Below are 13,434 nucleotides of genomic sequence, written 5' to 3'. Positions count from 1 at the left end.
ACAGTAAGTTCATTTATTGGGGAATGGGAAAATCACTTATTAAGTAATGAAACTTTAAAAAATGCATTTCAATATGAATCGAAATTATTGGAAAGCTAATTTATAAGGAACCGGAAAATGAATTAGATTTGTTGTTTTACAGGTTTAATTATTGCTATTGTATGTTTAGCCAGAGCCTATAAAAGAAGTGGAGATGTGGTTTCTTTGATACATATTTTAATTGCGGATGATGATCGGCATATTCGGGAGTTGCTTAAATTCCACTTGGAAAAGGAAGGGTACATGGTATCGGAAGCGAAGGACGGGAATGAAGCTTCCTTGCTACTGGTGAAGGAACGGATCCATCTGGCTGTTGTCGATATTATGATGCCGTATAAAAACGGACTGGATCTTTGTAAGGAAATCCGCGATCAATATGATCTGCCGGTCATTTTATTGACAGCTAAAGATCAACTTATCGATAAGGAAAAGGGCTATTTTGCGGGTACGGATGATTACCTCGTAAAGCCGTTTGAGCCAAGGGAACTTCTATTTCGGATAAAAGCGCTATTGCGAAGGTACCGTATGGTGAATTCTGAATCCATCTCATTGAATCAAACGGTGATTGACCGTAAAAGTTACGAAGTGCGAATAAAGGGGAATACCCTGCTCCTGCCGCTTAAGGAATTTGAGCTGCTGGCTCAGCTGGGGAGTTTTCCTGATCATGTCTTTACGCGTGAGCAGCTTATCGAACTTGTGTGGGGTGCTGACTTTGCAGGGGATGATCGAACGGTTGATGTCCATATTAAACGGTTAAGGGAACGTTTTGCCGGGCGGTCCGATGATTTTGTTATAACGACTGTCCGTGGCTTAGGTTATAAACTGGAGGTCAACAAGAAGTGAAAACACTCTATTTCAGGATAGTTATTCAAACCATTTTGATCATGGTGCTTGCCAGTGTCATCGCTTTTTTAATTTCCAATGTTTATTATCACCAGGTTCAAAAACCCTACAATGGTGAGAAGATAAGCAAAGTCGCAAGTGAGATCGTCTCCTTATATGAGGAGAATCCTGATCAGGATATTGATACGTATTTAAACCATGTTGCAGGATTGCACTATCAAATGTATCTATTTAATAAGCAAGGTGAAGGAACTTTATATGGTGAGCCGTTTCGGGATACGAGCTTGGATCGCGACACGATTTCCGGAGTTTTGAATGGGAAGACCTATCAAGGGATCGCCAATTATAATAATGGGTTATTTATTACGGGGTTTTTTGAAGATGTATTAATTAACAGCATTGGGGTCCCGATGAAAGTGAATGGCGAAAAGCATGCATTGTTTGTAAGGCCGAATATAGAGCTGCAGTTTGGCGAATTTCGCTTTTTCCTTGCAGTTTTGCTTGTACTGACGCTCCTTCTCAGTTTTTTATTTGTGATCATTAACACGCATTTCATCGTTAAGCCGATTACGAAATTAACGGAGGCTACAAAAAGAATCGCCGATGGGGATTATAGTAGTGAATTGAATGTCTCCCGAAGCGATGAAATAGGGGACTTGGCACAGCATTTCTCGAAAATGACTCAAAGCATACAGCGGTTGGATGATATGAGGCAGGAGTTCGTATCGAATGTATCTCACGAAATTCAATCTCCGCTTGCATCGATCCAAGGTTTTTCCCAAACCCTTCAATCGGAGGAATTAACAAAAGAACAAAGAAATCAGTACTTGTCTATCATTGAAAAAGAAAGCAGGCGCATGTCGTCGTTAAGCAAACAGCTGCTCATGCTTGCTTCGTTGGATAAAGTAGATGAACCGCTGCAGCGGTCAAAGTTTGATTTAGCGCAGCAAATCCGGCAGGTGTTGTTCATGCTGGAATGGAATTGGCGGGAAAAGGATATGGTGATCGAAATGGATTTGCCGTCAACCGTCATTTCTGCAGATGAAAAACTGTTAAATCAAGTTTGGACGAATTTGATAACCAACAGCATTAAATACTCGGAAAGCGGCAGTTCAATCGATATTCGGATTAAAAGAATAGGCAGTACTGTTGAAGTGATGATCGCGGATACGGGCATCGGAATTCCAGAAGAAGACCTCCCTTATATCCTTGATCGCTTTTATAAAGTCGACAAAGTGAGGAATAGGAGTGAAACCGGAAGCGGATTAGGACTTTCGATTACGAAGAAGACGGTTGAACTTCATGGGGGAACGATCGAAGTTCAAAGCGAACTTGGTAAAGGGACCACTTTTTATGTACGGCTGCCCCTTATGTAATCAGTTGTTCATCTTCCATTCATATTGATTGTTTACAATCGGGTCATACCGATTCAAGCAAGACTTGATCGGTAAACAAAAGGAATGGGAGATGAAATGATGTTTTTGGCAATACGTGAACTAAAGCATTCAAAATTACGTTATCTGCTGATTGGACTGATCATGGTATTGGTCGCTTTGCTTGTCTTTATCATTTCAGGATTAGCTAATGGACTTTCTTCAGATAATGCTTCATCCATACAAAACATGAAGGCCGACTATTTCGTTATGGAGCATGACTCTAAAAATAAATTGAACCGATCGATCATATCGATGGAAAAGCTGGATGAAATCCGGGCTTCATCGGATGTTAAAGCAGCCGAAGGACTTGGGCAAATGATGATCACATTGAATAAAGTCGGCTCTTCGGAGAAAACGGATGTCACGATTTTTGCGACTGATGCCAGTGGGATTTTAGCACCGAAGCTCATAGAAGGAACGAGCTATGACAATAAGAAACAAGGCGAAGTCGTTGCAGATCGTTCTTTAAAAGAAGTCGGTTATAAATTGGGTGATTCACTTAAAGATGACCTATCTGGTAAGGTTTTTACCATTGTTGGTTTTACTGAAAAGCAGTCTTATAGCCATTCACCTGTAGTGTACATGAATGTTAAGGGGTGGCAGGAGATTAATCCTGGATTGAAAAATCACGGGAAAGACTCAATCAGCACAATAGCCTTGCAAATGGATTCGAAGGCAGAAGTGAATGTACGTGAATCATTGCCTGAAGGACTAACGCTCATTTCGAAAGAAGAATCACTTCAGAGTATACCAGGGTTCAAAGAGGAACAGGGTACGTTGACGATGATGATTGCATTCTTGTTTGTCATCGCAGCTTTCGTTTTGGCTGTATTCTTTTATGTGATTACCTTGCAGAAGACGAATCAATTTGGAGTCCTTAAAGCACTCGGGGCCAATACTGGCTACCTGGCAAAAAGCATCGTTGGTCAAGTAATGCTGCTTGCCGTGACATGCATAGCCATCAGTGTTGCCCTGACATATGGCGTCACTTTAATCATGCCAGAAGGAATGCCTTTTGAATTGAGTAACGATTTGGTCATTAAATACTCCGTGTTACTTTTGGTAGTATCCGTATTGGGTTCGCTGCTATCACTATACCGAGTAGCTAAGATAGATGCGATCGAAGCAATAGGGAGGGTATCATGATGGGGGATAAATTATCATTTGAAAACGTCAGTAAGATTTATGGGGAAGGTGATAATAAGGTTATAGCCCTTGATGATATTTCCCTGAATGTGAGAGCGGGGGAATTCGTCGCCATCGTGGGTCCTTCAGGCTCAGGAAAAAGTACTTTCCTATCAATAGCAGGTGCGTTACTATCCCCGAGCAAAGGCCGCCTAAGGCTGAATGGCGAGGATATTACCATACTATCCCCAAAAGAATTGACTCGAGTGCGCCTTGAAAAGATCGGGTTTGTATTCCAATCGTCGAATCTTGTGCCATATCTCTCCGTACGAGATCAGCTTCTGCTACTTTCTGAACTGATTGGCAAGCGAGATAAAACAACTGTTAAAAAAGCGGACGAATTGCTTAGCCACCTTGGACTTGGACACCGGGCTGGCCACTTTCCGGAAGCACTGTCGGGCGGTGAACGGCAGCGTGTAGCCATCGCCCGTTCGCTGATGAATGATCCAGAAATCATTTTAGCGGATGAACCGACCGCAAGTCTTGATTCCAAAAGAGGCAGGGATGTTGTTGAAATGCTTGCACATGAAGTGAAATCAAGAAATAAAGCAGCCATCATGGTGACGCACGATGAAAGAATGTTGGATTTATGTGATCGAGTGGTCAATATTACGGATGGCAAGGTATTTGGATGAAGTTATACGTAAAATGGCCGCCGCCTCTCCAAAGGAGTTAGGAGAGGCGCGGCATGAATTGCTTGACTGGGAACCTGGCTAATTGACAGTAAGCGCCTGAAATAGTCGTTACTATATAAGAACGGTCTGCAATTATGTATAATATTTTGCTTGTATCCCAAATGCTTATCTTCGGATCAATCATGCTTTTCCATCTTTAAGAACAAACAGTGATAGGTTGCTTTCACACCTGATTCGTTTCGGTATTCTGCTTCGTATATGTTCATTAACTCTCGAAAAAAGGATGGGCGCTGGCAGTAGTTTTCTTTGTTGCTGTTAGCTGCGCCAATCTTTTTAATAGAAGTGAAAAATTCACGTACTGTCTGAAAGTACTCCAGTTCAAGCTTTTCTATTTTTGTTATCTCGATTGGAACTGCTGCTGGATAGGGGATTGCCGCTTCACAAACTTGGGATAATTCTTCCAGAGTGTAAAACATTTGGCCTGGTGAACTATCCATGGATAGTTGAAGCTTTTCTTTCGCATGTTCATATGACCGATGAAGCTCTTGAAAGGTATCTATTCCGAACGTTGAAAATATCAGGCTTCCTTCAGCCGTTAATCGTGTACAAAGTTTTTCAAGGGTTGCAGGAAGATCATTCAGCCATTGAAATGTTGCATTGGAAATAATCAAGTCGTAATTTTCATTTAGCGCCATTTCTTCGATGTCCGTACATAAAAATGTAACACGGTCTTCCTTTGTCATTCCTTTTGCCACTTCAACCATTCCTGGTGCCAAATCAACAGCCGTAATAGCGGCATTAGGAAATGTTTTGACGAGTAACCTGGTTAAGTAACCGGTGCCGCAGCCGATTTCAAGAATATTGATTTTATGATTGGTGTTTTTTTGAGGAAGCAAATCCACTAATTGCTTTGCCATGTTTTTTTGAACATTGGCATACGCATCATATGTTTTCGCGTGTTCACTGAACCGCTTGCTTAACAATCGTTTATCTATCATGAACGTACTCCTTTTGAATAAATGTTTTTATATGCTCCATACATTCCTGTGGTTTTGTGAAAAATGGAATATGACCAGCCCCTTCGATAATACGAACCTCGGCTTTCCCACCCAAATTCTCTTTAATGAAAGATGAGGCTTCAAGTGGACAAATGTTGTCTTCCCTCCCATGAAGCATTAAAAAGGGGGATTCAATCCGGTCTAGTCTTGCTCGAGCATCTTTCTGAAGTAAATAATCCAAACCAACCAGAAGTGAAAACACATCATCGCCATGAAACTCGTGTTGAATTGTCTTGATGAATTGATGATAAAAACCTGCTTCTTTTTCAGCATCGGAAAACATTGCTTCATAGAAAGAAGTCAAAGTCTTCTCTTTATTGCGCTGCAGTTGTTTCTTCATGCGCTCGACCATTCGTGGATTCCAGCCAAATGAATAATTTTCTCCTGTAGTGAACCGACTTGTTGCGCCAAAAAGGATAAAACCTTTTATTTTTTCTCGAAACGAACTTGAAAGTTCAAGTGATACTAGTGATCCTAATGACCAGCCCAGTAAATAAACAGGACCATCGATGGAAGCGATTGTGTCTATGACCCGTTCATCAAAGTCATTTAGTGCCTTCATATCTCTCCAGTCTATAAATGAAAGGTAAAAAGCTTCTGACAGCGGTTTGATTAACGGTTGAAACGCATCTTTTTCCATTCCCCAGCCTGGAAGCATGACTAAATTCGGCCGTTTCATTCAATAACACCCATTTCTTTTCCAATGATCGAAACTTTTTCAACTGCCCAATCAAGATCTTTTTTATCGTGAAGAGCTGTTACGGTAAACCGGATTCTTGCTTCATTTTCAGGAACGGTCGGCGGCCTCACAGCAATGGCCGCAATTCCTTCTTTTTGTAAACGTGCTGCAAATTCCATCGTTTTTTCGTTTTCCCCGATGACGATAGGAACAATTTGTGAGCGGCTTCCGCAAATATTAAATCCGTTATATGTGAGTTCTTTTCTAAATTGTTCTGAATGTGTTCGGAGCAATGAGCGGCGTTCTGGTTCTTGCTGTACAAGTGCAATCGCTGTTTTTATAGCACCGAGTATGGCCGGGGGAAGTGCAGTTGAATAAATGAATCCGCGCATGCGATTCTTTAAATAGTCGATGAGCCATTTTTTTCCGACAACATAGGCCCCGAATGAACCGAGCGCTTTACTGAATGTTCCCATTTGGATATCAATTTTATTTTGAAGATGGAGATGACTGGCATAGCCTTCACCGTTTTCACCGTAGATGCCGCTTCCGTGTGCTTCATCTGTCATTAACAGTGCGTTATAACGTTCCTTTAACCGAACAAGGTCTTCAAGAAAAGCGAAGTCACCATCCATGCTGAAGACCGTATCCGTCACGATTAATTTACGTGCTTCAATCGGTGATTTTTTTAAAAATGCTTCTAAATGAGCTAAATCATTATGCCGATAGCGTATATGCTTTGCACGGCTTAAAAGAGCTCCATCTACAATGCTTGCATGATTCAATTTATCGCTATAAATAATATCGTTCCGCGACAGCAGGGTTGAGATAATTCCAAGGTTCGCGTTATATCCACTGTTGATGATCAGTCCTGCTTCGGCCTTCTTCCAATTGACAAGAGCTTGTTCCGCTTGCTCGTAAAGAGGATGATTGCCAACAATTAAACGTGAAGCCGTTGCTCCTGCACCATATGTATGTACTGCATCAACCATAGCCTTTTTCAGCCGCTCATCTCCTGCATATCCTAAATAGTTATTAGAAGCTAGATTAAGCATCCTGCACCCGTTGATCGTAAGCCAAGGCTGTTCGGCACATCCGGTTGATACGAGTTCACGCTTTTGAGAAATCTCTTCTAAATGAGCCAGTTCTTTTTTTATTTTTTCTTCCCAACAAGGTAATTGTTTTTCACTGTGCATGGCCATTCTCCTTTTTATATGTTAACTAAAATTAGTATAGGTTAACATATAAAACATTCTAATTCTGACTCAATGAAACTGTCAAGGTTGAAAAGGGGCATGAGAACAAATTAATAATCCATTAATCTGGGAGAAATCAAGGGTCGAAAAAAGCTTGTTGGTTATTTAGATCCAAGCCAGGAACATGTAGCTAACCATAAAAAAGGTTTAACCGGGAAGCGGTTTTGTTAAGCTAATAGCTTAGTGAAAATCAGTGCCTTTGTATGTATTAAGCTCGTTCATTGAAGAGAATCTAATTTCCAAGGTAGTCTTTTTGTTAAACCTTCAAATCTTTGAAGGATTAAATGGAATTCCATGTTACTATAGAGCAGTGAAATTAACCAATTCACATTAACCATTACATAAAGGAAGGGTATAAATATGAAAAAGATTTCTTTAGATGTTTTCTTTATATTAATAGGAGCTTTTATTTTCGCTTTGGCAATAAATCTTTTCGTCATTCCCAATGAACTTGGCGAGGGAGGGGTCACGGGGATAACCATCATTTTATTTTATCTTTTTGAATGGTCACCAGGGCTGTTAAGTTTGATCATTAACGCTTTCCTGCTTATCGTCGGTTATAAATATTTGTCGAAAATGACAACGGTATATACAATCGTAGCCGTTGCATTCAATTCACTTTTCCTTCATTTAACCGAAAATTGGACGATATCTTCAGATGAATTGGTCATCAATGCGATATTTGGCGGGGTTTTTGCCGGTGCAGGAATTGGCATGATCATTCGTGTTGGAGGCACTACTGCCGGTACGACGATCCTTGCCCGAATTACGAATAAGTATTTGGGGTGGAGCTTAAGCTACGGACTTCTGTTTTTCGATTTAATCGTTGCGTTCTCATCTTATTTCATCATTGGTGCAGAAGGTCTGATGCTCACTATACTAATGCTTTATATTGGAACAAAAACGATGGAATTCATCATTGAGGGATTGAACCCGAAAAAAGCGATCACCATCATTTCAAAAGAAGCGGACCAGATTGCAAAACAAGTAACCGAATTGATGGACCGGGGGGTCACTGTTTTTAGCGGTCATGGATACTATACAAAAGCATCCAAGGATATTTTATATATCGTTATAAGTAAGCAAGAGGTACTGAAGTTAAAGAGGATAGTGCAGTCAACCGATAGCAATGCTTTTATAGCCATACATGACGTTCGGGACGTATTTGGTGAAGGATTCCTGGATATCTCGAAGTCATGATGTGAATAAGGTATTGGCGAAATGAAAAGGCCTAATAGGCTTTTTTATTTTGTATTGAAAAAATCTGTAAATTCCGAATAATTTGTTATATTATGTAAGGAAGAAGCCACACACCCTGAGGAGTGCAGCCATTAAATGTGGAGGTGTCCAAGATGATCCTTTTAAAAGTGGATGACAGAAAGTTTGGGAAAAGCAATATCAAGTACAGTGTCGTTGATAAGGAAACGAATGAATTGATCATTAGTGGTGTGTTTAAAGAATTTGGACAAGCAAGCGATAAATATTATGAATTGAAGGATGAATACGGTCCTTCCAATGTGAAGATGATATTGAAGTGAAAAGAAGGGGACCGTAGGGTTTCCCTTCTTTTCGTATAATGCCAGGATGAAAATGCCCGTACAATAAATAATCGGATAAAGGAATAATCAAAGGTTTCTGAATCATATAATTAGATTAAGAGAGTTCTCAACATCCTTTTTTTACAATATACTACAATTTTATTGTAAAGTATGGAATTTGGTGGTAATATAAGCGCATAAATGTAAACGTTTGCAGTGTATTTGTGAGGAGGTGATGTAAAAGAAGTATGATAGACTATGAATTTTATAGAATGAAGGGCTTTTATTTTACTTATTTTATGCAAACGTTTTCTTAAAATTGCATGAATATTATGAGAAAAAGGGGAGAGTGGGTAAGCATGAGGCGTAAAAAATGGTACGGGGGAATTCTTACTGTTTTATTAATTTTTATTGTGATTTTGGCTGGATGCTCTTCTTCAACTGGCGGAAACAGCGACTCAAAGGATGTCGTTACGCTGGATATATTTCAATTCAAGGTAGAATTCAAGTCGCAATTCGAGACATTGGCAAAACAATATGAAAAAGAAAATCCAAATGTGAAGATCAAGGTATCGACAGTCGGCGGCGGAAATGATTATAAATCAGCCATTACGGCAAAGTTCGCTTCAGGTGAGGAGCCGGCGGTTTTTAACATTGGCGGACCCGTGGATGTCGAACAATATAAAGATAGATTAACAGATTTAAAGGACACGAAGGCCGCTGCTGCAGCACTTGGCGGAACTTTGGATGGCGTGGAAGAGGACGGGCAAGTCCTTGGACTTCCATTTAACCAGGAAGGATACGGCTTGATTTATAACAAACGGATATTTAAAGAAGCCGGAATTAATCCTGATGAAATTACAAGTTATGAAGCCTTAGAGGCGGCAGTTAAGAAAATCGATTCACAAAAAGACAAGTTGAAAATCGATGCAGTTTTCGCTTATCCGGTTAAAGAGAAGTGGGTGACAGGAAACCATTTATCCAATGTATTCTTATCTCCGGAGTTTGATGGGAATGTGTTAGAAGCAAGCAAGGCACCAACGGTTAAATTCACGGATGGTGACAAGTTTAAACAACTGGTCGATATCCAAAATGAATATTCCGTCCAGCCGACAGCAAGCCTCGATTACTCGCAACAAGTGGAAGAGCTGTTCTCACTTGAAAAGGTTGCGATCATACAGCAAGGTAACTGGGTGTATAACACAGTCTATGATATGGACCCTGAGTTGGCTGAAAAGGGAATTGGCATCATCCCGATTCCAAATGGAGACAATGCAGGCATGCCGGTCGGCGTACCGAACTATTGGGCAGTGAACAAGAAATCGGATGAAAAGGTACAGGAAGCAGCGAAGAAGTTCCTCGATTGGATGTATACATCCGAAGAAGGGAAAAAAGCCGTTTTGGAAGATTTTAAATTCATTCCTGCTTATGAAGGATATGATGTAGAAAAAATTGCCGATCCAATTTCAAAAGAAATTTATAAATACTCCCAAGAAGGAAACACGATTGGGTGGGTGTTTAATGGATATCCGGTCGGTTGGAATGATGATCTTGGAGCAAGTGTCCAAAAATACGTTACTGGTAAATTGACTTGGGAGGAACTTGTCCAACAGAACATTGAAAATTGGGAGAAGATTCATAGCAAATAAGTGGTGGGGAAATGCAAGTGACCAATCGGCATGAAAAGTGTGTCGATTGGTTGTTCCTTATTATAGAAAAGTCGCAAAGGGAATCATCAAATAACCCAGTCATGATCTAAACCCATTAACTATTAAATCATTCAAGGAGGTCGGTTTCGTTGAGAAATCGGGATGCCGCATATTGGCTGTTTTTGACACCTGTTCTTGCTGCACTCATTTTGGTTGTGATCGTGCCACTCATCTACGGTTTTTATTATTCCTTTACGAATTGGAACGGTTTAGGGACACCGGATTTCATCGGTCTTAAGAATTATATGGACTTGTTTACGGATAAAGGGTTCCTTGATACATTTTGGTTCACCATTAAATTTTCCGTAGCGGCAATTGTGGTAATCAATATCATCGGATTAAGTTTGGCTCTCATCGTGACTTCGAAAATTAAATCAAGCAACATACTGCGGACAGTTTTCTTTATGCCCAATTTAATTGGCGGCTTGATTCTCGGCTTTATTTGGCAGTTCATTTTTATTAAGGTCTTCGGTGCGATTGGTGATTTGACCGGGATCGAAGCATTTAATGGTTGGTTATCTACGACTGATACAGGTTTTTGGGGGTTGATTATTTTAACGTCCTGGCAAATGGCCGGATATATCATGATCATTTATATCGCCTATCTGCAGGCAGTTCCTGAAGACTTGATCGAAGCGGCAAAAATTGATGGAGCTAACAGTTTCCAGCGTTTTCGCCATATAACTTTTCCACTAGTGGCACCTGCTTTTACCGTCAGTTTGTTTTTGACGCTTTCCCACTCGTTCAAGATCTATGATCAAAATCTCTCTTTGACGAACGGAGCTCCCTATAATTCAACTGAAATGGTTGCGATGAACATTGTAAAATCCGCCTTCACCGAAAACGATATGGCATATGCACAGGCAAAAGCCGTTATCTTTTTCGTAATCGTGGCGGTCGTTTCGCTGACACAAGTCTATTTCAATAAAAAACGGGAGGTTGAGCTGTAATGAGGGGAAAATGGAAATTGTGGCTGATTGGATTCATCGGATTCATTTTGGCCATATTATGGCTCACCCCGTTTTATTTAATGCTTGTCAATGCTTTTAAAATGAAACGGGATATATTTGCCGATACATTGGGACTGCCTGAAACCTGGACGTTCGAAAACTTCATTCAAGCTTTCGAGCAATTGGATTTCCTCCGGACTTTATTCAATTCTTTATTGATATCGGGCGTCAGTGTAGCCATCATCATCATTTTTTCTGCGATGGCAGCATACGCTCTTTCCCGAAACAAAAGTAAAATAAGTTCCCTGCTTTTCTTTATATTTGTAGCAGCCATGCTTATCCCGTTTCAGTCTGTGATGATACCGCTCGTTGCCCAATTCGGTCAATTTGGGATGCTGAACAAGGCGGGACTGATTTTCATGTATTTAGGTTTTGGCTGCAGTCTATCCATATTCCTATATCATGGTACCTTAAAGGGCATTCCCCTCTCACTTGATGAGGCAGCAAAGATTGATGGTGCAAACCGCTTTCAAGTATTTTGGTATATCATATTTCCATTATTAAAACCGATGTCCATTACAGTTGGGATCTTAAATGTCATTTGGATATGGAACGACTATTTGTTGCCATCCCTTGTTATTGGCGGTGCGGGATCGGAGACCATTCCACTTAAATTGTTCTTCTTTTTCGGTCAATATACGAAGCAATGGCATCTTGCCTTGGCTGGACTTACTTTATCCATCATTCCAGTCATCATTGCGTACTTTTTTGCTCAGAGGCAAATTATCAAAGGAATTGCTGATGGAGCCGTTAAATAACTATTTAAATATAGGGAATATTAAACCATGTGCGGTGAACGGGGAGTGTTGATGAAATTGTCTGTTACTATAAAAGACGTTGCCAAAAAAGCGAATGTCGCTCCATCAACGGTATCGCGTGTAATCCATAACAGCCCGACAATCAGTGAAAAGACCAAGCGCAAGGTACGCAAGGTATTAAAGGAAATGGGCTATCATATGAATGAAAATGCCCGGAACTTAGTCACGAAGTCAACTAAGGCAATTGGGATCGTCATGAAAAGTTCGGCAAGGGAATCACTTTATAATCCTTTTTTTCCAGAAGTGATCCGAGGAATCGGGGATTTCTGTAATAAAGAAGGGTACAGTCTTTCTCTGACAACCGGAGAGACGGAGGATGCCATCTTTGAGGACGTCGTGAAAATGGTTCAGGGCAGAAGAGTGGATGGCATGATTGTTTTGTACTCTAAAAAAGACGATAAAGTGGTGCCGTATTTATTAAAGCAGGGCTTCCCGTTCGTTTTGATCGGGAAGCCAAGTACGAACATGAGCGGTATCACATTCATTGATAACGATAATGTTCAAGCGGCCAGGGAAGTATCGGAGTTTGTCATCAATCTTGGACATGAGCGCATCGCCTTTTTAGGGGGCAGCCCCGAGTTTGAAGTGATCCAGGACCGCCTGACAGGCTTTCAACAAGCGATGGAACAGGCTGGGTTGGATGTGCGGCAGGAATATATCAAATTGATTCCTTTAAATCGAACGGATGGAATAAAGGCGATTGACGAATTGCTGGAATTGAAAGAGGCACCAACCGCTTTTTTGGTTATGGATCTTTTATTGGGTGTTCTTTTACTTGGAGTGTTAGCCGAAAAGAACTTGAAAGTGCCGCATCAAATAAGCGTCGTCTGTTTTAACCACTCAGAATTCATAGAATTTTTAAGTACGCCGCTGACAACGGTTGATATCCATACGTATCAGTTAGGGTATGAGGCGGCAAAATGCGTGTTCGACCTAATTGCAAATCCGGAAATGATGGAAAAGAGCATTAGTATTCCTACCAAAATCATAAAGCGGGAGTCGCATTTTGTTGCTGAAAAGGAAATTAAATGAAAAATGTAGAAATGTTTTACCAATTAAAGCTTGATTTTCGCTAACATAAATTTACAATATAGATTACCACTATTATTTTTGAAAATTCATACATTCTAAAAATCAATAAGTATGTCCTTATATTTTGATCACGCCTAACGCAAACGTTTGCGTTATGAATAAAGAGGTAATAGTTAAAATACAAAGCAAGTTGCCG

At 40.5% G+C, this 13,434-nt stretch carries 13 protein-coding genes; 10 read left to right on the top strand and 3 right to left on the bottom strand.

All coding sequences use genetic code 11. The annotated features are described in order from the left end of the window. Positions 1-204 precede the first annotated feature (204 nt). The 4 genes from ACIQ0C_RS11400 to ACIQ0C_RS11385 all read left to right on the top strand — a co-directional run bounded on the left by ACIQ0C_RS11400 (position 205) and on the right by ACIQ0C_RS11385 (position 4,138). Positions 205-882, top strand: a complete 678-nt coding sequence (locus ACIQ0C_RS11400) for a response regulator transcription factor (RefSeq protein ID WP_403059854.1) — start codon at positions 205-207, stop codon at positions 880-882. Continuing rightward, entirely contained in the window at positions 879-2,258 is a 1,380-nt protein-coding gene (locus tag ACIQ0C_RS11395) for a sensor histidine kinase (RefSeq protein WP_403059851.1), read from the top strand. Before ACIQ0C_RS11400 ends, ACIQ0C_RS11395 begins: the two co-directional genes overlap by 4 nt. Positions 2,259-2,357: 99 nt before the next feature. Beyond that, a complete protein-coding gene (locus ACIQ0C_RS11390) occupies positions 2,358-3,464 on the top strand; it encodes an ABC transporter permease (RefSeq protein ID WP_403060002.1) in 1,107 nt (368 codons plus the stop codon). Then, the gene (locus tag ACIQ0C_RS11385; protein ID WP_403059848.1) at positions 3,461-4,138 is read left to right on the top strand and encodes an ABC transporter ATP-binding protein; all 678 of its coding nucleotides are present in this window, start codon (positions 3,461-3,463) and stop codon (positions 4,136-4,138) included. The genes ACIQ0C_RS11390 and ACIQ0C_RS11385 overlap by 4 nt, the downstream gene beginning before the upstream one ends. Before the next feature lie 176 nt (positions 4,139-4,314). Here ACIQ0C_RS11385 and bioC read toward each other — a convergent pair whose 3' ends face one another. The 3 genes from bioC to bioF are packed head-to-tail and all read right to left on the bottom strand — an operon-like array spanning position 4,315 to position 7,071. Next, positions 4,315-5,136, bottom strand: coding sequence for a malonyl-ACP O-methyltransferase BioC (bioC, locus tag ACIQ0C_RS11380; RefSeq protein ID WP_403059845.1), 822 nt, complete (start codon positions 5,134-5,136; stop codon positions 4,315-4,317). Then, on the bottom strand, positions 5,126-5,875 hold the full coding sequence (locus tag ACIQ0C_RS11375; protein ID WP_403059842.1) for an alpha/beta fold hydrolase: 750 nt from the start codon (positions 5,873-5,875) through the stop codon (positions 5,126-5,128). The genes bioC and ACIQ0C_RS11375 overlap by 11 nt, the downstream gene beginning before the upstream one ends. Beyond that, complete coding sequence (gene bioF / locus ACIQ0C_RS11370; protein WP_403059839.1) at positions 5,872-7,071, bottom strand: 8-amino-7-oxononanoate synthase; 1,200 nt, start codon at positions 7,069-7,071, stop codon at positions 5,872-5,874. Before bioF ends, ACIQ0C_RS11375 begins: the two co-directional genes overlap by 4 nt. Positions 7,072-7,491: 420 nt before the next feature. Between bioF and ACIQ0C_RS11365 the strand changes: the two genes are divergently transcribed. The 6 genes from ACIQ0C_RS11365 to ACIQ0C_RS11340 all read left to right on the top strand — a co-directional run bounded on the left by ACIQ0C_RS11365 (position 7,492) and on the right by ACIQ0C_RS11340 (position 13,238). Continuing rightward, on the top strand, positions 7,492-8,331 hold the full coding sequence (locus ACIQ0C_RS11365; RefSeq protein ID WP_402838624.1) for a YitT family protein: 840 nt from the start codon (positions 7,492-7,494) through the stop codon (positions 8,329-8,331). A 152-nt stretch (positions 8,332-8,483) separates the two neighbouring features. After that, positions 8,484-8,669 carry a hypothetical protein gene (locus ACIQ0C_RS11360; RefSeq protein ID WP_034305959.1) on the top strand — a complete coding sequence of 62 codons (186 nt, stop codon included), beginning with the start codon at positions 8,484-8,486 and terminating at the stop codon, positions 8,667-8,669. Between the two features lie 359 nt (positions 8,670-9,028). Continuing rightward, complete coding sequence (locus ACIQ0C_RS11355) at positions 9,029-10,318, top strand: ABC transporter substrate-binding protein (protein ID WP_403059836.1); 1,290 nt, start codon at positions 9,029-9,031, stop codon at positions 10,316-10,318. A 149-nt stretch (positions 10,319-10,467) separates the two neighbouring features. After that, positions 10,468-11,328 (top strand): carbohydrate ABC transporter permease, encoded by an 861-nt coding sequence (locus ACIQ0C_RS11350; protein WP_076370709.1) that lies wholly within the window; start codon positions 10,468-10,470, stop codon positions 11,326-11,328. Beyond that, a complete protein-coding gene (locus tag ACIQ0C_RS11345; protein ID WP_402838629.1) occupies positions 11,328-12,146 on the top strand; it encodes a carbohydrate ABC transporter permease in 819 nt (272 codons plus the stop codon). Before ACIQ0C_RS11350 ends, ACIQ0C_RS11345 begins: the two co-directional genes overlap by 1 nt. Positions 12,147-12,203: 57 nt before the next feature. After that, positions 12,204-13,238, top strand: coding sequence for a LacI family DNA-binding transcriptional regulator (locus ACIQ0C_RS11340; RefSeq protein WP_403059833.1), 1,035 nt, complete (start codon positions 12,204-12,206; stop codon positions 13,236-13,238). Positions 13,239-13,434 lie beyond the last annotated feature (196 nt).

This window comes from Peribacillus sp. NPDC096448 (assembly GCF_044762675.1).
Lineage (GTDB): Bacteria > Bacillota > Bacilli > Bacillales > DSM-1321 > Peribacillus > Peribacillus frigoritolerans_B.
The sequence above is the reverse complement of the archived record's forward strand: the minus strand, read 5'-3'. Positions and strand labels throughout refer to the sequence as shown.